Origin of the sequence: Enterococcus sp. AZ163 (assembly GCF_050498925.1) — a bacterium.
GTDB lineage: Bacteria > Bacillota > Bacilli > Lactobacillales > Enterococcaceae > Enterococcus_A > Enterococcus_A ferrettii.
In genome coordinates, this window is record NZ_JBIPAO010000001.1 from 1,980,637 (window position 1) to 2,003,567 (window position 22,931).

The following is a 22,931-nucleotide window of genomic DNA, read 5'->3' on the forward strand; positions in this document are numbered from 1 at the left end:
AGTTTAATCATAGCATAATGGACGGGGATAGACTTAGAAAACTTGTATTAACAATGTAGGACCAGGATTTAATCTGGTGGGTCCAACGGGGAATTTTGTTTTTTTGTCGGATGCTTCAAAATTAACTCTCACTTTCATTATGCTAGTAGGGCGCTTGGAAATATTCCCGATCTTTATTCTTTTCTCTAAATCCTTCTGGCGAGGATAAGAGGTTCTAACAATTTGCTGCCTCGGTGAATCGTTTTTTTCATAAAGTTGACAAGAATTCGACGACTTGTTATAGTGTTGTTGAGAATAAATTAAAACCTAGAGCGAATGGGGATATTTTTGTGAGTGTAACAGGTATCTAAATCAATAAGTTGAATAGCCAGTAAACAAGTAGGTTTATTTGGCGTGCTTATATGAGTGATACCTGTCGATAGATAGAATGAGTGTGTTCTAAGACGATAGTATGGCTATCGTCTTTTTTTGTATTTTCTAGGTGAATAATTTATTTAGGGACGGGTATCTCTCTTCAAAGAAGGAGAAGAGATCAATGAATAACGAAACAATTAACCATTTACAATTTGACCGGATTATTAAAGAAATCCAAACGCGAGCGATTGGTGAGTATAGTAAAGAACGAATCGCCACGATTACACCGCAAAGCAATTTGGCAACGGTGAAAATGTGGCAAAAGGAAACCGAGGAAGCTAGACTAATCATTGACAGTAGTCAGCATGTTCCTTTTATGGGCTTGAGTCAGATTAACCATTTGATCGGCCAAGTAAAAAAAGGAATGATTTTGTCACCGCAGGAACTGATCGAAGCCGCTGACTTTTTACGCAGCAGCCGAATGATCACTAAGTTTTTCGAGAAAAATCAGTTCCAGACACCCTTGCTGTGCAATTATGCCAAGGAATTGCCGCAACTAGAAGCGGTTGAAGAAAGTATTTATCAAAAAATTCATAACAAAAAGGTTAGTGACGATGCCTCCAAGAGCTTGCGGAGAGTACGTAAGCAGCTGCAGGAAGCTGAGAAAACTATTCAAGATAAGTTAATGAAGTTTATTCGCCATCCCTCCAATAAGGAAATGCTTCAAGAAGCCTTAATTATCAAAAAGGGTGAGCATTACACTGTTCCGATTATAGCTAGCTACAAAAATCGTGTGTCCGGAACGATCGTGGAACAATCCAGCAAAGGACAAACTGTTTTTATTGAGCCGACTGCTATCGCAAAGCTAAACGAACGGCATGCGCTGCTAAAGGCTGAAGAAGTCGCCGAAGAATATCAGGTATTGGCAGAGCTGACCGGCTTGTTCGCTGAATATGAAACAGTCATTGATTATGCGGTGGAAACTATTACGGCCTTTGATATTATTTTTGCCCGAGCAAAATATAGTCGTGAGCTGCAGGGGATTACACCGAGTGTGAATAAGTCGGAAATTATTGAGATTAAAAAAGGCCGCCATCCTTTCTTACCGAAGGATGCGGTACCATTGGACTTTCAGTTAGGAGAAGCCTATCGCGGGTTAGTCATTACTGGAGCCAATGCAGGTGGGAAAACAGTCGTCTTGAAAACAGTGGGTTTGCTGACGTTGATGACCATGATCGGGTTGCAAATTCCAGCACAAGCAGGAACTAAGATAGCGGTCTTAGACAATTTGTTTGTAGACATTGGGGATCAGCAGAATTTGGAAAATGCCCTGAGTACCTTTTCTGGTCACATGCATAATATCGCCCAGATTTTGAACCAGGTGAAACGCAATACGCTGATTCTATTGGATGAAATCGGCAGCGGAACGGAACCGAATGAAGGTGCCGCTCTGGCAGTGGCAATTATGGAAGCCATGTATGAGAAAGGTGGTTTAGTTGTTGCTACAACCCATTATGGCGAAATCAAACGTTTTGCTGAAATTCATGAAGACTTTGTTCCAGCAGCAATGGCTTTTGATCGTGAAACCTTAACACCGAAATATCGGTTGCAGGTTGGTGAAATTGGCGACAGTCAGGCTTTGTGGATTGCGAAAAAGATGCATATGTCTAAGGAATTGATTCGTCAGGCTCAAAAGTATATTGATCAAAAAGATTATCAAACGGCTAAACTGAGCTTCAAATCAGTGGAAGAGTCCAGCTTGTTTAGAAAAGAAAAGGAAGTCACTATTTATCAAAAGGGTGATCGCGTCCGGCTAACGGAAACTGAGGCGATTGGCTTAGTTTATCAGGATGAGGGTGACGATCAAATCGCAGTCTTGGTAGATGATCAACTCGTTAAGGTGCTGCGGCAGCGCGTGCAATTGATGATGTCAGCTCAGGAGCTGTACCCGCAAGACTATGATTTAGACAGCCTGTTTAGTGATTACCAAACTCGGAAAAGAAATCGCGACTTAGATCGCGGATCGAAAACAGCCCAAAAGCAGTTAGATAAAGAAATGCGAGAAAGACGTTTCTCTGGTAAATAGTAGGAAGTAAGTAGAAAGAGGTGGAGTTGTTTGATGCTAAGTGTCAACCATCGGCTTTTCAGCTGATGGATCAATGATGTGAAAAAAGCTGGAAAGTCAAGAAGGGAGCAGGATAACTAAACATAAGGAGAAAAAATTGTGAATACAAACTATTTAAAAGAAGCATTAATTACTTCTGTTCATAAAGGTTTATTTGGCTTTACCTGCACTAAAGGCACGGGATTTGCCAAGGTGAAGCGAGGGAATTACCCGGAACAGGCTGAGGATTATCCTACAGTCGGTGATAAGGTAGCTCTAGATTATCGAGGTCAGGATCACAGCCTAATCTTAAAAACCTATTCGCGCAGGTCCTTATTTGTTCGGGCTGATTCAGCCGTTGGCAGTAACAAACGACAAGTTGTAGCGGCCAATTTTGATTTTGTTTTTATTTTACAAGCATTGGGTCGCGATTTTAACCTGCGGCGGCTGGAAAGATATTTGAGCTTGGCTTGGGAATCGGGCGGCTTACCCGTGGTATTGTTGACGAAAATTGATGAAGTGCCGGACTATTCCCGCCAACTTGCAGCAGCTGAAGGAGTTGCTATAGGAGCGAAGGTTCATGGGATCAGCGCTGTAACTGGTGTCGGAATCAACCAGCTTGATGAATACTTGCAACCAAACAAAACCATTGTCTTATTAGGTTCTTCGGGCGTTGGCAAATCGACGTTGTTGAACTATTTAGTCAAGGATAACTATATGGATACAGCCAACGTCAGAGCTAAGGATCAGCGAGGTCAGCACACGACGAGTCATCGCCAGTTGATTTTTTTACAAGAAGGTACTCAAATTATTGATACTCCTGGGATGCGGGAGCTAGGCATGTGGGACAGCTCTGAAGGTTTGGAAAAAAGCTTTTCTGATATCAGTAATTATTTAGGGCACTGCAAATTTAGCGACTGTCAACATCAAAAAGAACCAGGCTGCCGAGTGAAAGCGGCTCTGCAAGCGGGTGAACTTTCGCCGGAAAGATGGGAAAGCTATTTGAAGCTTGCCGCTGAAGCTCGCTTTACGGAAGATAAGGAAGGATACCTGCGGCAGAAGGAGCAGCGTCTTAAAGAGATTTCTCAATTTGCTAAACAGCTGAAACAACCGGATTATCGTGTAGTATCGTGTACCGAGAGTTTCATCTGTGAACAGTGCGGAAAAGCTTCCGCTCCAGAAACGGCTGGCAGCAAACATCGGAATCATTGCCCTCATTGTTTGGCCAGCAAACATGTCGATAATCGTCCAGGAGATCGGGCAGCTCTTTGCCGAGGGACCATGGTAGCGGTCAGCCTTTGGTCAAAAGGTCAGGGAGAATGGGCAATTATACATCGCTGCCGTTCCTGCGGAGTATTGAAATCCAATCGGGTAGCAGCCGATGATAATCAGGAGAAGTTGCTGCAATTGATCCAGCAAGTAATGAGAGATTCCCCTTTTCCTATTAAATAAGCAACCAGACTACAGCAACCAGAAAAAAGGTTGCTGTAGTCTTTTATTTTCCTTATCATTTTTCCTTAAAATTGCCGCATTGTTTTTAACTAAAAATAAGCAAAGACAGGATTTTCGACGAGCGGAATGTTTGCTAGAGAGTAACTAAGATAAATAACTACTCAATTTCAATTGATATAGGACTCATTTCTAATAAAAAATAGGGATTTTCCTGGAAAAGAGCGTGATTGTTAAACGATATTGATTGATTTATAATCTGAATGAGAGGCAAAAAAGAACGTTAACTAGGGGAGTAAGACATGGAGAAAACGATAGAAGAGTTAGCGCAGGAATTGTTGGTAAGCAAAGGAGCCATAAAAAGAATACTGAATCAAATGGGAATTGTCGTAGTGGGCAAGTCCGCTTTAAGCAGCAAGCAGACAAAGTTCATTCGCTTAATTGTTGATAATCAGCGCTTGCGCCAACAAAAACGAATCACTAGCGAATCGCCGAGAGAGCAGATTTTGGAAGACCCCATAGAAGAAAAAGGGTTTCCCAGTGTGGGTGAGTTTGTTTTGGAGCAGCTGGAGCAAAAGGATCAGACGATTATCCAGCTGCAAAAGCTCTTGGATCAGCAGCAGCAGCTGAGTCTTGAGGACAAACGAATGCTGCGTTTTTTCAGCAATCAAATGACGGAAAACACTAGGGAATTCATCTCGTCCGAAAAGATTCCCTTTTTGGATGAACAAATTGTTGAGACTTTGGTTTTAGAAAACAAACAGCTGAAGCAGGAGAATTTACGCTTAAAACAAAAGGAAATCAGCCTAGCAGAAGAAAAGCAGCGAGTGACTGAAAATCTAAACCATTGGATGAATTACTACGCCGACCTGCAGGATAAATATGAAAAGGCGACAGCTGGACAAACCAGCTTCTTGAAGAAACGTTGGAGCTTCAAATAAAAAATCCCAGCTAAATTTTAGCTGGGACGTGATTCTAGTTTTCGGCAAAGGTTAACACATAGCCTGAGTTATCAAGAATGGCAAATTCTTTGGTACCGTAGAAGGTCTCGTGGAGATCGGCTGCCAAGGAAACGTTGGATTTCAGCGATTGATAGAGCTGATCAAAATCTGTGACTTTAATAAATAAAGTAATCCCAGGCTTAGTAGCAGAGGCTTCCAACATTGGATATTCTTCTATCATGTTGCGACGTTCTTGAAACATCAGATGCAGTCCATCCTTTTCTACAATAGCAAACTGTAAATAACCCTTTTCATTAGGTACGGATGCTACTAGGGTAAAGCCCAATTTCTCTTGATAAAAAGACAGTGTTTCTTCGATGCTATCTACCATTAAATTAGCAGTTAATTGTTGATACATATATATTCCTCCCGCCGGCTGCTCATGTGAGCCGCCTTTTTTTCTACTTTAAAGTAAAAATGCTGGAACCGATAGGAAAAATCCGTCAATTACGGTAATACTGAATTAATTCTCGAGGTGTAATCCCGATGTTGCGCTTGAAGTCTTGGATAAAATGGGATTGATCGTAATAATAATTCAAGGTAGTTTGTTCATTGATCTGCAGCAAGTCATTCAAGCCTTTTTGAAAGCGTAAAATGGAGAGCACTTTTTTTGGTGATAGGGCATACTTCTCTTGAAAAATCCGCTGGCAGCTGCGTTCTTTTAGCCCAAGTTGATCATATAATTCGGCTGCTGAAGCTGGCAGCTGTTCAGTCAGTTCGTCAAACAATCTAGTGTAGGCATCAGCTGTTCTTGTCATCAATTGATTCTCGCAATAAGCAATAAGGTATTCTTTTGCTTCAGAAAAAGAGTGCTTGAAGAACTCTTCTGAATCAAAATCAGAGTCGATCCTTTCAATGGGTAAAAATTGATCCATGCCTTGTTCAGCTGATCGTTGAAAAAGTTGAGCAAAAGCGCCGGGTTTTAAGCGAAGGCCCATGAAGCGTTCGGTAGATGAAACCGGGAAATGGAAATCAGTCTCTCGAGTACCAGAAAATCCTATTTGTTGTTGATCAAAGGCTACAACTAAATCAATGCACCCATCTGCAATAATGATGTTTTCGAGTAGTTGAATTTCTTTAGTACGAGGAATCATCTGCCAGTAGCAAATGACAAATTCACTCAATGAAGCAACTGGTTCTTCCTGATAATCAACGTATTGCTGGAAGGGTTCAGACAACAGATAAGGAATTTGGATAGGATAGTATCCAGCTGTCTTAGGCATCTTGCTTTGCCTGCCATTTAGCCAATTTAGTTCGCAACAAGCAGTGTAATTGTTCATTGCTGACACCTAGTTTCTGGAAAAGTGCGAGAGTGACCAACAAAGTATCCGCTAATTCTTCCTGTACATCCTCAGTTGTTAGGTGCTTGTATTCGCTCCCTGGGGCCTTTTGGCTGGATAGCAAGGCCTGAGCAGTTTCACCCACTTCTTCCATCAGCTTTAGTACCAGCTGCTGCTCATTTTTTTGTTCCTTTTCGGCCGTTTGGAAGATTTCTGCTAATAATTCATTCATAAGGCTTCTCCTCAATCAGTTTTCTTCTATTATATAGGGTTAAAATTGGGAAGAAAAGAAAAATCATTCTTTGAAAAATCAGGAATGAATCTCAAGCAAAAATCTTTAGCAGACTAAAGAAGAAAAGACTTAGCTAATTGGCAGCAGAGCTTTCTATACATAAATTTATCAGTTTAAATCACCATAATCCTAGTCTTCTATATCTATATAAAGACAATCTAATTGCTGGTGTTACTTTTGCAGTAGAGAATAGGATAGTTGCCCCAATGAGATCAGAATTTAATTCCAGTAAAAGCTGCTTCTGCTTCAAATCTTTTGCTTATTGCTTTTTTAGGAACAATTTACGTCTAATTAATTACTGCTTTAAGAGTGTCCTATACAGGTGATTAAAGGTGTCTGTGCTATACTAATTAAGAGAAAAGTTTATTTAAAGGATGAGTAAAAATGAGCAAAAAAAATGATAAAGAACACAAAATTCAACAGCTAGGAAGGGCAGCGTCAGTGTTATCAGTGATGATGTATGTGTCTTACATCCCTCAGATTTTGAATAATCTTCAAGGAGATAAGGGGAGTCCTATCCAACCATTTGTTGCAATGATTAACTGTACCTGCTGGGTAATCTATGGAGCTCTGAAGAAACAAAAAGATTGGCCTTTAGTAATTGCGAACTTGCCCGGAATTTTCTTAGGGGCGATTACTTTCTTTACTGCGATTTAATGATCCGTTTTTACGGGTCTTTTTTATTGAGTTAAATTAAAGGAGCGTTTTTCCATTAGAATAAAAGATAGTAAGGATTCGCTGACCGGAGAATAATACACTACTGTTGCTTATAATTTGTTAGTTAAGAAAGGATAACCTTTTGGTGTTTATCAGTCGTTAAAAGAGGCATTTGTTTAATGAAATATATTATAGATGCGTAAAGGGAAAGGGTAATCTTTTGTGTTTGACATAGAATTAGTGTATTATTTCTTTAGAAAATAATTACGATTTTGTGAAATAGATAGAGAAAACGATACACTTAAAAGTGGGTGGAAAAATGGAACGACGAATTGATCGGATTTACCAGTATGTTTGTGATCATGCCAATGTGACAACCAATGACGTTTCAGAAGCGCTGCAGATTCAGCGAACGAATGCTAGTAAAGATTTGAATTTGTTGATTAAAAACGGGACCTTACGCAAGACGGATGGTCGGCCGGTTCGCTATTTTGCACAAGCTCAAAAATCGGGATTGGCTCAAGTAACAAATGAAGCATTTTCCACCGTTCAAAAGGAGCGACCGGAAAAGCGGATTCTGACTCAAAAGCAGGGAGACGTTTTCACTCGAATTATCGGATCCAGCGGTAGTATGCGCAATGCCGTCGAGCAAGCAAAAGCAGCTATTCTCTATCCTCCGAGAGGGTTGAACTGTTTGATTACAGGACCTACCGGCTCAGGTAAAACTTTTTTTGCCCATGCGATGTTCCAATTTGCACAGTCGCAACAGGTAATTAATGAAGAACGTGAGTTGGTGGTTTTTAACTGTGCCGATTACGCGAACAATCCAGAATTATTAATGAGTCATTTATTTGGCTACGTAAAAGGTGCTTTTACCGGAGCAGACAGCGACAAAGAAGGCTTGATCCAGCAAGCAGACGGTGGAATGCTTTTTCTAGATGAAATTCATCGTTTGCCACCAGAAGGTCAGGAAATGATTTTTTACTTTATGGATCATGGCAGCTATAATCGCCTAGGTGAAACCGGTAAGAATCATCAAGCAGATGTTCGAATTGTGGGAGCTACAACAGAAGATCCTCATTCTTCTTTATTAGATACCTTTGTCCGTCGGATCCCCATTAACATTCAGATGCCCTCTTTTAATAGTCGGCCGGCTGCCGAACAGATTGAATTGGTGCGGGTGATGGTAGCAATGGAGGCCAATCGAATTCAACGCAATATTACTTTAGCTGAAGATGTGGTTAAGGCTTTGTTGGGCAGTGTGACTTACGGAAATGTCGGACAGTTAAAATCAAATGTTCAACTGGTATGTGCTCGTGGCTTTATGCTGCACATGAACCAGGATAAAATTAGTATTGCCCTTAATGATTTAACCGATGGGATTAAGTCGGGCTTGGTACAGCTATCGGCAGATCGAATAAAATCAACGGATATTTCGCCATATCTGGAGCCGAAGATGATTGTTACGCCAAATGAAATTGAGGAATTAATTAAAACGGATACGTATGAACTGCCGTATAACCTCTATGATATTATTGGCGATAAAGCCGCTCTTTTAAAAATGGAAGGATTGGATCAGGAAACGATCAATCATTTTATTTCAACAGATATTAACATTCATTTGAAATCCTTCTACAAAGATCATGGATTTAACTTTGATACTGAAACTCGTTTGGCTGAGTTTGTTGACAAGCATGTTATCGAAGTCAGCAATCGAATTGCTACCTTAGTAAGTGAACGATTAAATACCTATTTTCAACAAAATTTTGTTTATGCTATGAGCTTGCATATTTCTTCTTTCTTGAAAAAAATTCATGAAGGGGAAACGCGAGAGACCAATGCGAACATTCGCGAGATGGCGACGAACTACCCGAAAGAGTTTCAGGTAGCTCAAGAAATTCGTCAATTGGTGGAGCATGAATTTCAAGTGAGAATTCCTGATAGCGAAGACTATTATTTGACCGTTCTATTGGTTTCGTTACGAGAAGATCAACCGACTGGGAAAATTGGTGTGGTAGTTGCCGCACATGGAAATAGTACAGCTTCTTCGATGGCGCAAGTAGTAAGAGAACTTTTAGATGTGAACAATTTAAGAGCGGTTGATATGCCGTTGGATATGCATCCACGAACGGCTTTTGAAAAAATTCGCGAGGCGGTTCTTCAGGTGGAAGAAGGCAGCGGCGTTCTGCTAATGGTAGACATGGGTTCGTTAGCTTCATTTAACGATGAGCTGCAAAAAGAAACCGGTATATCTATTCGAACTTTAGATATGGTCACGACACCACTAGTGGTAGAGGCTGCCAGAAAGTCTAGTGTACTAGGATCAGGAATCGAAGAGTTGTATGAGTCTTTAAAAGGCTTCCGTGGATATGGAAAAGTTGTTTTAGAGGAAGAAAAGCCGAAATCAGAAGAAAAGCAGGCAATTCTGGCAATTTGTGCTTCCGGTGAAGGGACTGCTCAGCGACTGAAAGAAATTATTGAATGGCCGCTGAAACAGCGCAAGCTGGATCACATACAAGTGCTGACACTTTCAGTTACAGAAATTGGCACTAAAATTCCTCAATTAAAAAAGGACTACAAAATAATCGCAACGACAGGAATTATGGATCCTAAAATTGGTGCGCCATACATTCCAATGGAGAAATTTATCAATCAGCGGGCAGATCAAGTGATTGATGAACTATTGCTGGAAAACGATTTGGAGAATCAAGTTGAGGTTGAGCTAAGCCACGAAACGGCAAGAGATCTATGTATCCGTTTTATGGAAGAAAGCTACACCTTTATTAATGCCAAGAAAATTATCGAACCGGTCTGGCGTTTGGCTAATTCAGTTATTCTTGATGAAGGCCATTCCTCTGATTATGCATTAATGGTAAATTTCGTCATGCACATGGCTGGAGCGATTGAACGAAGCATTTTAAATCAACCTTTGCATATTGATAAAGCAACCTTGACTGAGTATCAGCATGTGACTGACAATACGACACTGAATCGTGGATTGAATGATTTGGAAAATCAACTGAAGGTTACATTCCCTGATTCTGAACGATACTATATTTACCAGCTATTAAGAAACCATGAAGAATTGGTTCAATAAAGATACACAAAAAGCGATACAGTATACTGTATCGCTTTTTGTGTATCTTTGAAAAGGCTTGATTTAAGGCTTTTTTAATCTAGTGTATTTTGGCACGGCACTTGCTTATATATAAGTGAGTGCTTGTGTACTCAAACGCACATTGAAGCTTTTTAAATGAGTTGAATCAGAATTGGGGGTGGCGCAATGGTGATGGATGTCCGACTGGCTCGGATTGATGATCGATTGATTCATGGACAAGTAGCTACGGTTTGGTCTAAGGCTACTGGCGTGGAACGTATCCTTGTTGTCAGCGATGAGGTGGCACATGACGAATTGCGTAAATTCCTGTTAAAGCAAGCAGCTCCGCCTGGGATTAAATCCAATGTCATTACAAAGAAAAAATTGGTTGAAATCTATCATGACCAGCTGTTTGATCAATTGCGTGTGATGCTCCTGTTTGCTGTACCTCAGGATGTTTTAGAAGTAGTCGAAGCTGGTGTTGACTTAAAGTCAGTTAATATTGGCGGTATGCGTTTTCTAGAAGGGAAAAAAATGGTTACTAATTTTATTTCTTTAGATGAAGACGATGTGAGATGCTTTTTAACACTTGCTGAACATGGAATTGAGTTGGAAACAAGGAAGGTTCCCTCGGATCGCAAAAATGATTTGATCCAACAGATTCAAAAAGAAAAGATGCTGCCGTAAAAAATTTGGTTACAGGTTCTTAGAACTTATTTATATTCATTTAACACTGTAACAATACTAGTAGGAGGTAAAAAGATGGTAGGAATTATCATTGCCAGTCATGGTGAATTCGCAAATGGTATCTTGCAATCCGGAGCAATGATCTTTGGAGAACAAGAAAATGTAACAGCTGTTACATTGATGCCGAGCGAAGGTCCAGATGACGTTAAGGCAAAAATGAAAGACGCGATTGCTTCTTTCGAAAATCAGGATGAAGTGCTGTTCTTAGTCGATCTTTGGGGTGGAACCCCCTTCAACCAAGCCAACAGCTTGTTTGAAGAACACAAAGACACTTGGGCAATTGTTGCTGGGATGAATTTACCAATGTTGATTGAAGCATATGCTTCTCGTTTATCAATGAATACTGCTCATGAAATTGCCGCTCATATTTTGGGCACTGCAAAAGAAGGAGTAAAAGTTAGACCAGAAGAATTGGAACCTGCTGAAGCAGCTGCAGCGCCAACTCAAGCACAACCTTCAAATGCTGGAACACCAGGTTCATTGTCTTATGTTTTAGCACGGGTTGACTCTCGTTTGCTGCATGGACAAGTAGCGACTGCATGGACAAAAACGACAGGACCAACACGTATCATTGTTGTATCCGACACCGTAGCAAAGGATGAACTTCGTAAGAAATTGATCCAACAAGCAGCGCCTCCAGGAGTTAAAGCACACGTTGTACCAGTTGCTAAAATGATCGAGCTGGCAAAAGACGATAAACATTTTGGTGGACAACGCGCATTATTGCTTTTTGAGAATCCTCAAGATGCACTAAGAGCAGTAGAAGGCGGCGTTCCATTGAAGACAATCAATGTCGGTTCAATGGCTCATTCACCAGGTAAAGTTCAACCAAATAAAGTGTTGGCTTTCGGTCAAGAAGATCTAGATTCATTCAAAAAATTAAAAGATCTAGGCGTAAGTTTTGATGTTCGTAAAGTGCCAAATGATTCAAAAGGCGATATGGATGAAATCATGAAAAAAGCACAAGAAGAATTGAACAAACAAAAATAATTATTTTATCAGAGAAACGGAGGATTAATAATCATGGAATTAAATATTATTCAAATGATATTAGTCGTTATCGTCGCATTCTTAGCTGGTATGGAAGGTATCTTGGATGAATTCCATTTCCACCAACCAGTAATCGCTTGTACGTTAATCGGCTTAGTTACAGGTAACCTAATGCCATGTCTTATTCTTGGTGGTACCCTACAAATGATCGCTCTTGGTTGGGCGAATATCGGCGCTGCCGTAGCACCCGATGCTGCATTGGCATCAATTGCATCTGCAATTATCTTGGTACTTGGTGGACAAGGACAAGCTGGAGTATCTTCAGCTATCGCTATCGCAGTTCCACTAGCTGTTGCAGGTCTATTGCTAACAATCATTTGTCGTACAATTGCTACAGCATTCGTACATTTAATGGATGCAGCAGCAAAAGAAGGCGATATCAGAAAAGTTGAATTATGGCATATTATTGCTATCGCTATGCAAGGGGTTCGTATTGCAATCCCTGCTATCTTAATCTTAGCAATTGGTGAAGGTCCAGTGCGCGGCTTGCTTGAATCTATGCCTGTTTGGTTAACAGACGGCTTGGCAATCGGCGGTGGTATGGTAGTAGCTGTTGGTTATGCAATGGTTATTAACATGATGGCTACGAGAGAAGTATGGCCATTCTTCGCAATTGGTTTTGTATTGGCAACAATTTCACAAATTACTCTTATTGGTCTTGGTGCAATCGGTGTATCTCTTGCTCTTATCTACTTGGCGCTTTCTAAACAAGGCGGCGGCTCAGGTAACGGCGGCGGTTCAAATACTGGTGACCCATTAGGCGATATTATTGATAACTATTAAGAAAGGAGCTAACACGAAATGGCAGAGCAAATAAAATTAACGAAAAAAGATCGCATTTCCATCTGGTGGCGTTCAACTTTCATTCAAGGTTCTTGGAACTATGAACGTATGCAAAATGGTGGTTGGGCCTTCTCAATGATCCCAGCGATCAAGAAATTATATCCTAATAAAGAAGATCGTGCCGCTGCATTGACACGTCACTTAGAATTCTTTAATACACATCCGTATGTAGCTTCACCAATTATCGGTGTAACATTGGCACTGGAAGAAGAACGTGCAAATGGCGCTCCTGTAGATGACGTAGCAATCCAAGGGGTTAAGGTTGGTATGATGGGACCTTTAGCCGGTATCGGAGATCCAGTTTTCTGGTTCACTGTTAAACCAATCCTGGGTGCGTTAGCTGCTTCTCTAGCTTTAGCTGGAAATATCTTAGGACCAATCATCTACTTTGTTGGTTGGAATGCTATCCGTATGGCATTTATGTGGTACACTCAAGAATTTGGTTACAAAGCAGGTTCTAAAATTACTGATGACTTATCAGGTGGTTTATTGCAAGACATTACTAAAGGGGCTTCAATTCTGGGGATGTTTATCCTTGGTTCATTGGTTAACCGGTGGGTATCTGTTGGATTCAAACCAACTGTATCAGAAGTTCAGTTAGACAAAGGCGCTTTTATTGACTGGGGCAGCTTGCCATCAGGTGCTGAAGGAATCAAGTCAGCATTAGAACAACAAGCAGCTGGACTTTCACTGAGCGATGTAAAAGTAACAACATTACAAGATAACTTGGACAGCTTAATTCCAGGATTAGCTGGCTTAGGCTTAACACTTCTATGTATGTGGTTGCTTAAGAAGAAAGTTTCACCAATCATCATCATTCTTGGTTTGTTCGTAGTGGGTATCCTTGCTCACCTAGTAGGATTAATGTAAGAAAAACTTAGCCTGGGCAGTGATGCCTGGGCTTTTTATGTCTTTTGCTTAAAAAACTAAAAACCAGTATAATGACTAGTGAAATAAAAGGAGATGGAGTAAAGCAATGGTTCAATCAATCAACACCCAAGTTGACTTAGTCATGAATGCCACTTCTCATATGGGAATGACCGATTATGGGAAAATTATGATTGGCGATAAGGGTTTCGAATTTTTCAATGATCGTGATGCACGTAAATTCATCCAAATTCCTTGGGAGGAAGTAGATCAGGTGATTGCTTCTATTATGTTCAAGGGTAAATGGATTCCGCGCTATGCCATTCAAACTAAGAAGAACGGAACCTATACTTTCTCTTCGAAGGAACCTAAAAAAGTCTTGCGGGCGATTCGCGAATATGTTGATCCGAATAACATGGTACAATCCTTAAGTTTTTGGGATGTTGTGAAGCGAGGATTTAAGTCAAGATTTAGCAGATAAACTGGCTATAGTAGTCAGTTTTTTTATTTGCCCAGATGTACATAAAAGACCGTTAAATCAAGATGATACGTATTGTATCAAAGAGAAAAGTTGGATGCTAGAGAAGATAGCTTTATTTTCTGATAAGCTATTCGGATAATGAAAATAAGGAGTGGGTACTAATGAACATCGGTGACAAAATTAAAGAGCAGCGCTTAAAAAAGGAATGGACCCAGGAGCAGCTGGGTCAGCTGCTGAATGTATCGCGTCCAACCATTTCTAGCTGGGAGGTAGGACGGAACTATCCCGATCTGGAAATGATTGTTGCCATTAGTGATTTATTTGGTATCTCTCTGGATAAGTTATTGAGAGGGGATCGAGAAATGACCAAAGACTATTCTAAAAAGCTGCGCTGGAACAAATACTATAAAGTTATTCTAGGCGTGATGGCACTGGTCACCATTTTGGCAGCAGGGTCCTTGGCTAAACTACGCTGGGATGAACAAAAATACAGAGATAATTTGAGGGCTCATTCTTGGAGACAAGAGACCGATTCGCAGTTTCCTGATGAGTACAAATTGAGTGAAGGCGGTGTTGCGTTTTACACGTACATTTTACAAACCGGATGGCTGCCTATTCCTTTACAGGAACGTCATCCATGGGTAATTGGCCAAGAAGGCAATTTGGTCGTGCAGGAGAAAGAAAAGAACCAAAGAACGATCACAGTCAATCATGCGAAATTTAATGGTAAAACCTATACCGGAAGTATTGCAGTGGATGATCAGGCCAATATAATAGAAGACAAAGAGTGGTCTTCAGACAAGAAACGAGCTATTGAAAGTTTTATAGAAGAGCACAAAAAGGCGTATGTGAGCTTGCTGAAACGTACTTCTGAAAAAAGAGCGGAAATTGTCCAATAGAAAGAAAGACGTTGACCGGTAACAGGCTCGACGTCTTTTTTGTGATCATTTATTTCGATTATATAATTGGATTCAGCATTATTTATTCGCTTTATTAAGAGGATTTTAGGAATTTTTGACAGAATATAAGATGTTGTCAAAAAATATGTCTGACAAAGTTGGCACAAAGTTCTGTGCCAAAGCTCTATTTACTATTGATTGAAAGCACTTACTGATACAAGCTACAATATACATGTAAACGAAATCATTCTATTTTATTATTTTGAAGGAGGAAATGAAAATGGAAACTACTGCAAAGAAAAGTGGACTGAAAGCGAAAGTCCAGCGACTGGGCAGCCACTTGTCAGGGATGGTCATGCCGAATATCGGGGCCTTTATCGCATGGGGTGTTATCACAGCATTATTTATTGAGGCGGGGTATTTCCCAAATGAACAGCTAGCATCACTTGTTGGCCCGATGCTTACTTTCTTATTGCCATTATTGATTGCTTACACAGGTGGTAGCATGGTACACGGTCAACGTGGTGCGGTTGTTGGGGCAATTGCAGCGATGGGGGTTATCGTAGGGTCAGAAGTTCCAATGTTCATTGGGGCAATGATTATGGGGCCTCTTGGCGGTTGGTGTATTAAGAAATTTGATGACATGTTCCAATCGAGAATTAAAGCCGGTTTTGAAATGCTGGTTAACAACTTCTCATCTGGATTGATTGGCTTTGCGCTAGCAGTATTAGGCTTTTATGCAATTGGACCGGTGGTATCTTCACTTACTGAATTGATGGCGGCTGGAGTAGAAACAATCATTAACATGCGTTTGCTGCCATTAGCAAATATCTTTATTGAACCAGCGAAAATTCTATTCTTAAACAATGCAATTAACCACGGAATTTTGACACCTTTGGGGGCAGATCAAGCCGCTGAAGCAGGGAAATCGATTCTGTTCTTACTAGAAGCAAACCCTGGACCAGGTTTAGGTGTGCTGTTAGCCTTCACTTTGTTTGGTAAAGGATCAGCGAAATCCTCTGCACCAGGTGCGATTATCATTCAATTCCTAGGTGGTATTCATGAGATTTATTTCCCATATGTAATGATGAAACCATTGTTGTTCCTAGCAGTTATCGGCGGTGGGGTTGCTGGAACTTTCACTTTCCAATTACTAGGTGCTGGTTTACGGGCAGCGGCTTCACCAGGATCAATCATTGCAATCTTGGCAATGACACCACCAGACAGCATGTTTGCTGTTATCGCAGGGGTTGTCGTTGGTGCGGTTGTTTCGTTCTTAATCGCGATGGTCATTATCAAAGCAGACAACAATGAAGAAGACGATTTAGCAGCTACTCAGGCAGCGGTGCAAGAAGCAAAATCAGCAAGTAAAGGTCAAGCTGGTGGTCAAAACGGCAACCAAGAAATGTTTGGCAATGTAAACAAAATCATCTTTGCTTGTGATGCTGGTATGGGTTCAAGTGCAATGGGTGCGTCAGTATTACGCGACAAAGTGAAAAAAGCTGGTATTAATATCCCGGTATCGAACTCAGCGATTAATAATTTGTCCGATGATGCAAATGCGTTAGTGGTGACACAAGAAGAATTGTACGATCGGGCAAGTCAAAAAGCACCAAGTGCAACCTTTGTTCAGGTAGAGAACTTTATGAATTCCCCACGTTACGATGAAATCGTGGAACGTTTGTCTGATGGTCCAACAGCAGGTGCTGATGGAAAAAAGTTGAGTGACGATGTTGTTGAGGGAGTTGCGGATTACGATAGAGTAGACCACATCGTCTTTGCCTACGAAAAAGGAAAAGGTTCTGCTAATATGGGCGCAACCGTTATGAAAAAGGTCTTGAAGGAACAAGGTGTCAATTTGCCAGTGACTGTAGCAATGATCGGGGAATTGAAGGATGAACCTTCAGCTATGATCGTTACTATGCAAACTGAAACAGTTCATGCTGAACAACAAGCACCGAGTGCAGTTCACGTGCCTGTAGCTGACATGGTAACTTCAGAAAAATATGATAAAATTGTTGCTCAGTTAAAAAATAAGTAGTCTTTTTTGCAGAATCGTATTACCCTTAAAGCAGTGAGTATTCACTGCTTTTACCCTTTTACTATTTGGAGGAGGTACTAGTGTACTTTTCGGTTCGAGAAAAAAAGATTTTAGCGCTTTTGTTAGCTTACCCGACTGGAGTCCAGCTGGATCAGCTGCAGCATGAGCTGAACGTCAGCAAACGGACGATTTATCGCGAGGTTTCCAGTATAGAAAAAACGATTAAACCGTTAGATGTTCAAATTATCAAACCCCGTGGTGAAGGATACCGAATCGTGGGGGAGAGTATTAATTTAGACAAACTAAAGGATCAGTTAGAAGAAAATAAAGAAGAGCTTTTTACGGATAATGTCCAAAGGCAAAGTGCGATTGTTACCAGCTTGCTGATGCTGGATGAAGAGGAAACAATTGAAGGACTGTCGATTGATTTCCAAGTCAGCCCTTCGACGATTGTTTCTGATTTGCAGGCGATTGAACAAAGCCTGGAGGATTATCGCTTGCAGCTCTTGCGGCTAAAGGGCCGGGGAATAAAGATTACTGGCAGAGAAAAAGAAAAACGACAAATTTTAGGTAATCTGATTTTCAATGGGGTAAATGAATACGAGTTTTTCCAATTCATTGATCAATTGAATGAGGAGACAACGGAAGCAGAGACGGACAATTTTTTCCTGAAGCAATTAACTCCGCGAGGACTATATTTGGCTAAGGATATCCTTTACCATATTCCACAATACTCAGTAAAAGAAGTCACAGACAATCAGCTACAGCGTATTCTGATTTTGCTGGCTCTCTCAATTGATCGAATTCGTCAAAATAAGTTTGTGGAAGAAGAACAAGACAGCAGTCCAAAACCAGAAAGCATGCAAATTGCCAGTCAGATTATGATTAAAGTTGCTACTTACTGGGGGCATTCAATTCCAGCACAAGAGGTTCGCTTCTTTGCTTACCAGCTGGAGGGAATCAACTATAAGAAACCACAAAATATTTTTATTGATCATTTTGATGTTGAGCTTTCTTATCAGATTAAGGAACTGATTCGTTTGGTTTCAGAGGACAGTGGGTTGGAATTTCGTAAAGATGAGCAATTGTTTAACGACCTGCTTACGCATATGTCGGCAGCTTTGAAAAGAAGCATGACAGTCTTACCCAATATGGTAAATCCACTGTTGCAGAAAATTCAAGAAAAATACAATACTCTGACTCAAGCAGTAACGAACCAGTTAGCAGTCATTTTTCCGGATCATCAATTTACTCATGATGAGCTGGGCTATGTAGTTATCCACTTTGCTACCTCCTTGGAGCGCAATCCCTCCAGTAAGGGACTATTTGTTTTAGTTCTGTGTTCCAGCGGGATTGGAACTGCCCGGATATTAGAGAGTCGAATTAAGAAATATATGCCGGAAATTCAACAAATTCAAGTAGCCAAAATTTCTGAGATGAATCGCTTGAACTTCAAACAGTATGATTTAATCCTAGCCACTGTTTTTCTACCTGAATTCACGTTACCGTACAAAGTCATTTCACCGTTGCTTTTAGACGAAGAAATTCAGGATTTGCGGACCTATATTCACGACCTGCGTCCGGAAACAGAACGTATGGTAATTGAAGAAACGGTTCAAGAGCCGGGGGAGGATTTCAATAATCTTTATGAAACAATGCGTACAGCGAATCATCTACTAAACCAATTTGAAGTCCGCCCCTTTGCAGCGGAGGAAACAATTGAGCTGACTTTGGAAAAGATGATTGGCGAATTAGAAGGATCAGTAGTTACGAATGCTGAGTATGTCACTCAAAAGGTAATCGATCGCTATATCGTTGCGCCAATTGGTGTGCCTAATACCAATTTTGCCTTGTTTCATAGTGCCAATAAGCATGTGCTGGAGCCTTATTTTACTATTTATGATTTGGACAAAGCCTTTTCGATTTTGGGAATGGATAAAAAGAGCATCAAGCTGACTCGGGTATTGCTGCTGTTGGCACCCGATCCGTTGCAGGAAGCACAAAAAGGATTGCTAGGAAAAATCAGCAGTTCAGTTATTGAGAGCGATCTGAACACTGAAATTTATAAGTTTGGTAATCATGAGCTGGTATATCAATTACTCAGTTCACTGTTCATTAAAGAGATTAAAGAGAACTAAGGAGGAATTACAAATGGATTTACAACCAGAAATGATTTTATTGGATCAGTCCTTTGGAGACAAAGAGGAAGCGATTCGCGCATGTGGACGTTTACTTGTGGAAAATGGATGTGTGGATGAAGAATACATTGAGGCTATGATTGAGCGCAACCAGCTAGTATCTACTTACATGGGAAACTTTATTGCTATCCCTCATGGAACAGATGAAGCAAAACGGTTTGTGAAAAAGAGTGGAATATCCATTGTACAAGCACCAGCAGGCGTACAATTTGGCAATGATGATACTGAAGATGTAGCAATGGTTTTATTTGGAATTGCAGGAGTAGAAAATGAACATTTGGATTTATTGCAAAAAATTGCGATTTTCTGTTCAGATGTTGAAAATGTCGTGAAGCTTGCCGATGCGAAATCAAAAGAAGAAATCATCGGTTATTTGCAGGAGGTTGAATAGGATGCGCGCAACGCACTTTGGTGCCGGCAATATCGGCCGTGGATTTATTGGGGAAATTTTAGCCAAGAATGGCTTTTCGATTGATTTTGTTGATATCAATGCCACAATTATTGATGCTTTAAATGAGCGGAAAGAATACACGATTGAATTGGCTGATGAAAACAAAGAACAAATTCATGTAGCCAATGTGGATGGACTTAACAATCAAACTAATCCTGAAGCAGTGGTAGATTCAGTAGCAGCTGCGGATATTGTGACTACGGCCATTGGTCCCAATGTGTTACCTTTTATTGCTGAACTTATTGCCAAAGGGATTCAAAAACGAAAGGCTGAAAATAGCACAGTACCAGTAGATGTAATCGCCTGTGAAAATATGATTGGCGGCAGTCAGTTCTTATTCGAGAAGGTTAAGGAGTATTTGACTGATGAAGATATGGCGTATGTTGAAGTCTATGTTGGGTTTCCAAATGCTGCAGTTGATCGGATTGTGCCTATTCAACACCATGAAGATCCTTTGTTTGTATCGGTGGAACCTTTCAGCGAGTGGGTAGTGGATCAAACGCAATGCAAAAATAAGGAATTACAGTTGAGTGATGTAACGTATGTTGAGGATCTAGAGCCTTACATTGAGCGAAAGTTATTTTCAGTAAATACGGGGCATGCAACAGTTGCCTACACCGGAGCATATGCCGGCTATCAAACAATTGATGAAGCGATTGGTCATCAAGAGGTCTTAGCTCAATTACGGGCGGTGCTGGAAGAAACCGGCAGCTTGTTAATTGCTAAATGGGGTTTTGATCGAGAGCAGCATCAAGCTTATATCAACAAAATTGTGAGCCGTTTTGAAAATCCGCATATTTCTGACAGTATTGATCGAGTAGCTCGCACGCCAATCCGCAAACTGGGTTACGACGAACGATTTATTCGTCCAATTCGTGAGCTGAAGAAACGTGAATTAGGATACATGCATTTAATTGAAGTTGTAGCAATGATTTTGAAATACCAAGATCCAAAAGATGAGCAAAGTGTTCAGCTTCAAGCAATGTTAAAGGACCAGCCTTTAGAAACAGTGATTGCCGAAGTGACCGGAGTAAATGATGATTCTTTAATCACTGAAATTGCAGTAGAATACAACAAGTAGATCCTGATTTTTCAGGGTCTTTTTTTAAGTCTTATGAGAATAGTAGAAGAAGCGCTTAGCAATTTCTTGAAATTTGGTCTAGACATTTACATTGCTTCTTTGACTGGATAGTGTTAAAATTGGTGTATACCAAATAGACAAAGGAGCGTTTACAATGGAAGTAATTCGCGTAAAAGATGCCCAAGAAGGCGGAAAAAAAGCATTTGAACTGATCAAAGACGGTATGGCTAATGGTGCAAAAGTATTAGGCTTAGCAACTGGCAGCACTCCTGAAACTTTATATCAAGAAATGACAAGCAGTGACTTAGATTTCTCTAACATGACTTCTGTTAATTTAGACGAATACGTAGGCTTAGGTGGCGAAGATACACAAAGTTATCGCTACTTTATGAACGATCGTTTATTCAACAAAAAACCTTTTAAAGAAACCTTCGTGCCAAATGGTAAAGCAGAAGACTTAGAAGCTGAAGGCAAACACTACGATGAAATCATTGCTGAGCATCCAATTGACATTCAAGTACTAGGAATTGGCCGCAATGGACATATTGGGTTTAATGAACCTGGCACACCATTTGATGAAACAACTCATGTAGTTGAATTGACTGAATCAACAATTGAAGCAAACAAACGTTACTTTGATAAAGTTGAAGATGTACCTACTCATGCCTTATCTATGGGTATTGGTTCAATCATGCAAAGTAAAAAGATTTTATTGTTAGCTTTTGGCGAAGCAAAAGCGGATGCAATTAAAGGCATGATTGAAGGTCCAGTCACTGAAGACCTGCCTGCAAGTGCGTTGCAAAACCATTCTGACGTAATCGTAATTATCGATGAAGAAGCAGCTAGCAAACTGTAAAAGTTAATAGACAAGCGATAGGTCGGCAAACTCCTTGAGGGTTTGTCGGCTTTTTTTGACCAGCTATATTTGTCAAACTATTTCCGCTTGTTTCGTTTGCGATTCTTACTTTTGCTTTTACTCTTCTTCTTCAACGCTTTCTCGATTTTCGTATTCTTTTCTGGTTTTGGCTTATTAAACAGCGAATTAGGTTCTTTGTATTTCTTGGCATGATCTGAGGGCAATTTTCCTAGCCTCTCTCGGGCAAGCTCAGACTGAGATTTAAAGGTAGGGACTGCATCATTCAGTGATAAATCTTTGTCGGGTGTTGATCCAACAGTGTTGTTTGACGTTTTCGTAGCGTTGTTTGATTTTTTGGGAGTTGCTATAGTATTTTCTGGTGCGATATTTTCAGCTGTAGCTTGCTGGACTGGCTGCTGATCAGCATCGCGTAGTTCAAACATTGGATCTTCTTCGTCACGAGTATTAAAATCATGCTCCCGCTCATCTACTACAAAATACATCTTCACTACTCGAACAAATTTACGGGTACCATCATCCTTTTGTAAAATGGTTACTTCGCCTAAAATATCCAAGACAGCTTTACGATCTTGTGTGGTCAGAGGTCGTACCACATTACCCAGACTCCAGTTGTGCAGCTTGCCGGTTTCATCTTCAAACACTGCTTTTAGAATCCGTTTTTTATCAGTTGTTTGCTCTTTAGAATGGAGAACTGGGCCTAAAGTATCGATATGTGCTCGCGCTTGCTTGGTCATCTGAAAAAATTCTTGCTGATTCTTAAATAAACGGGAAATAACGATTTGCCACTCTTGTTGACTGAAATAGGGTTGAAAATAAATACATAAATGGCGTACAGAGGTGAGGTCCGCATCACTTGTTAGAAACAGTGAACGAACTAAATTTTTGGCTACGTTGGAGAAATCGTGTTCGCTGAAAAAATTGCGTACTAGAACAATTACTGCTGATTGAATGATATGTAATGCGTTAGCGTTTTCATCGTAATGTTGATTAAAACGGGCATCTAGTGTTTCTTTTCTTTTTATAGAGAAAAGCTGACGATTTTGTAGTTTTACTGTTGAGTTGGTATTTTTAGACATTGAGACATCTCCTTATAATTCTTTTTGGGTGATCCGCATTTCCCATTCTAAAATTTCTTGCAAAGGATTTCAATAGCTTTTCCCAC

General features: G+C 40.4%; 21 protein-coding genes. 17 read left to right on the forward strand and 4 right to left on the reverse strand.

Annotation, left to right across the window (positions count from 1 at the left end):
* The first annotated feature begins 46 nt into the window (after window positions 1–46).
* The 4 genes from IGI46_RS09375 (at window position 47) to IGI46_RS09390 (ending at window position 4,848) form a co-directional block, all read left to right on the forward strand.
* Window positions 47–208, forward strand: a complete 162-nt coding sequence (locus tag IGI46_RS09375; RefSeq protein ID WP_429973959.1) for a hypothetical protein — start codon at window positions 47–49, stop codon at window positions 206–208.
* 327 nt (window positions 209–535) lie between these two features.
* Window positions 536–2,440 carry an endonuclease MutS2 gene (locus IGI46_RS09380; RefSeq protein ID WP_429973328.1) on the forward strand — a complete coding sequence of 635 codons (1,905 nt, stop codon included), beginning with the start codon at window positions 536–538 and terminating at the stop codon, window positions 2,438–2,440.
* 138 nt (window positions 2,441–2,578) lie between these two features.
* On the forward strand, window positions 2,579–3,910 hold the full coding sequence (gene rsgA, locus IGI46_RS09385; protein WP_429973329.1) for a ribosome small subunit-dependent GTPase A: 1,332 nt from the start codon (window positions 2,579–2,581) through the stop codon (window positions 3,908–3,910).
* Window positions 3,911–4,209: 299 nt separating this feature from the next.
* Window positions 4,210–4,848 carry a DUF536 domain-containing protein gene (locus IGI46_RS09390; RefSeq protein ID WP_207704288.1) on the forward strand — a complete coding sequence of 213 codons (639 nt, stop codon included), beginning with the start codon at window positions 4,210–4,212 and terminating at the stop codon, window positions 4,846–4,848.
* Between the two features lie 34 nt (window positions 4,849–4,882).
* Here the strand turns inward: IGI46_RS09390 and IGI46_RS09395 are convergent, their stop codons facing one another.
* The 3 genes from IGI46_RS09395 to IGI46_RS09405 all read right to left on the reverse strand — a co-directional run bounded on the left by IGI46_RS09395 (window position 4,883) and on the right by IGI46_RS09405 (window position 6,420).
* Complete coding sequence (locus IGI46_RS09395; RefSeq protein WP_429973330.1) at window positions 4,883–5,266, reverse strand: VOC family protein; 384 nt, start codon at window positions 5,264–5,266, stop codon at window positions 4,883–4,885.
* Between the two features lie 85 nt (window positions 5,267–5,351).
* Window positions 5,352–6,131, reverse strand: coding sequence for a DUF6597 domain-containing transcriptional factor (locus tag IGI46_RS09400; RefSeq protein WP_429973331.1), 780 nt, complete (start codon window positions 6,129–6,131; stop codon window positions 5,352–5,354).
* Window positions 6,124–6,420, reverse strand: a complete 297-nt coding sequence (locus tag IGI46_RS09405) for a MazG nucleotide pyrophosphohydrolase domain-containing protein (RefSeq protein ID WP_429963051.1) — start codon at window positions 6,418–6,420, stop codon at window positions 6,124–6,126. Before IGI46_RS09405 ends, IGI46_RS09400 begins: the two co-directional genes overlap by 8 nt.
* 444 nt (window positions 6,421–6,864) lie before the next feature.
* Here IGI46_RS09405 and IGI46_RS09410 point away from each other — a divergent pair, with 444 nt between their 5' ends.
* The 13 genes from IGI46_RS09410 to nagB all read left to right on the forward strand — a co-directional run bounded on the left by IGI46_RS09410 (window position 6,865) and on the right by nagB (window position 21,748).
* Window positions 6,865–7,137 (forward strand): SemiSWEET family transporter, encoded by a 273-nt coding sequence (locus IGI46_RS09410; protein ID WP_207704292.1) that lies wholly within the window; start codon window positions 6,865–6,867, stop codon window positions 7,135–7,137.
* A gap of 319 nt (window positions 7,138–7,456) precedes the next feature.
* Window positions 7,457–10,234 carry a sigma 54-interacting transcriptional regulator gene (locus tag IGI46_RS09415; RefSeq protein WP_429973332.1) on the forward strand — a complete coding sequence of 926 codons (2,778 nt, stop codon included), beginning with the start codon at window positions 7,457–7,459 and terminating at the stop codon, window positions 10,232–10,234.
* Window positions 10,235–10,420: 186 nt separating this feature from the next.
* Entirely contained in the window at window positions 10,421–10,921 is a 501-nt protein-coding gene (locus IGI46_RS09420; protein WP_207704294.1) for a PTS system mannose/fructose/N-acetylgalactosamine-transporter subunit IIB, read from the forward strand.
* Window positions 10,922–10,996: 75 nt separating this feature from the next.
* Entirely contained in the window at window positions 10,997–11,971 is a 975-nt protein-coding gene (locus IGI46_RS09425) for a mannose/fructose/sorbose PTS transporter subunit IIA (protein WP_429973333.1), read from the forward strand.
* Between the two features lie 33 nt (window positions 11,972–12,004).
* Window positions 12,005–12,814 (forward strand): PTS mannose/fructose/sorbose transporter subunit IIC, encoded by an 810-nt coding sequence (locus IGI46_RS09430; protein ID WP_207704296.1) that lies wholly within the window; start codon window positions 12,005–12,007, stop codon window positions 12,812–12,814.
* Window positions 12,815–12,832: 18 nt separating this feature from the next.
* Entirely contained in the window at window positions 12,833–13,744 is a 912-nt protein-coding gene (locus tag IGI46_RS09435) for a PTS system mannose/fructose/sorbose family transporter subunit IID (protein WP_207704297.1), read from the forward strand.
* 106 nt (window positions 13,745–13,850) lie between these two features.
* Window positions 13,851–14,222 (forward strand): DUF956 family protein, encoded by a 372-nt coding sequence (locus IGI46_RS09440; RefSeq protein WP_429973334.1) that lies wholly within the window; start codon window positions 13,851–13,853, stop codon window positions 14,220–14,222.
* Window positions 14,223–14,383: 161 nt separating this feature from the next.
* Entirely contained in the window at window positions 14,384–15,121 is a 738-nt protein-coding gene (locus tag IGI46_RS09445; protein ID WP_429973335.1) for a helix-turn-helix domain-containing protein, read from the forward strand.
* Between the two features lie 280 nt (window positions 15,122–15,401).
* The gene (locus IGI46_RS09450) at window positions 15,402–17,162 is read left to right on the forward strand and encodes a PTS mannitol transporter subunit IICBA (RefSeq protein WP_429973336.1); all 1,761 of its coding nucleotides are present in this window, start codon (window positions 15,402–15,404) and stop codon (window positions 17,160–17,162) included.
* Between the two features lie 80 nt (window positions 17,163–17,242).
* A complete protein-coding gene (locus IGI46_RS09455) occupies window positions 17,243–19,300 on the forward strand; it encodes a BglG family transcription antiterminator (RefSeq protein WP_429973337.1) in 2,058 nt (685 codons plus the stop codon).
* Window positions 19,301–19,313: 13 nt separating this feature from the next.
* Window positions 19,314–19,751: a PTS sugar transporter subunit IIA gene (locus IGI46_RS09460; protein WP_207704301.1), complete on the forward strand. Its 438-nt coding sequence runs from the start codon at window positions 19,314–19,316 to the stop codon at window positions 19,749–19,751.
* Window position 19,752: 1 nt separating this feature from the next.
* Window positions 19,753–20,892, forward strand: a complete 1,140-nt coding sequence (locus tag IGI46_RS09465; protein ID WP_429973339.1) for a mannitol-1-phosphate 5-dehydrogenase — start codon at window positions 19,753–19,755, stop codon at window positions 20,890–20,892.
* Between the two features lie 154 nt (window positions 20,893–21,046).
* Window positions 21,047–21,748 carry a glucosamine-6-phosphate deaminase gene (nagB, locus tag IGI46_RS09470; protein ID WP_429973340.1) on the forward strand — a complete coding sequence of 234 codons (702 nt, stop codon included), beginning with the start codon at window positions 21,047–21,049 and terminating at the stop codon, window positions 21,746–21,748.
* A gap of 77 nt (window positions 21,749–21,825) precedes the next feature.
* On the opposite strand, the gene IGI46_RS09475 is transcribed toward nagB, so the two are convergent.
* The gene (locus IGI46_RS09475) at window positions 21,826–22,845 is read right to left on the reverse strand and encodes a hypothetical protein (protein ID WP_429973341.1); all 1,020 of its coding nucleotides are present in this window, start codon (window positions 22,843–22,845) and stop codon (window positions 21,826–21,828) included.
* Window positions 22,846–22,931 lie beyond the last annotated feature (86 nt).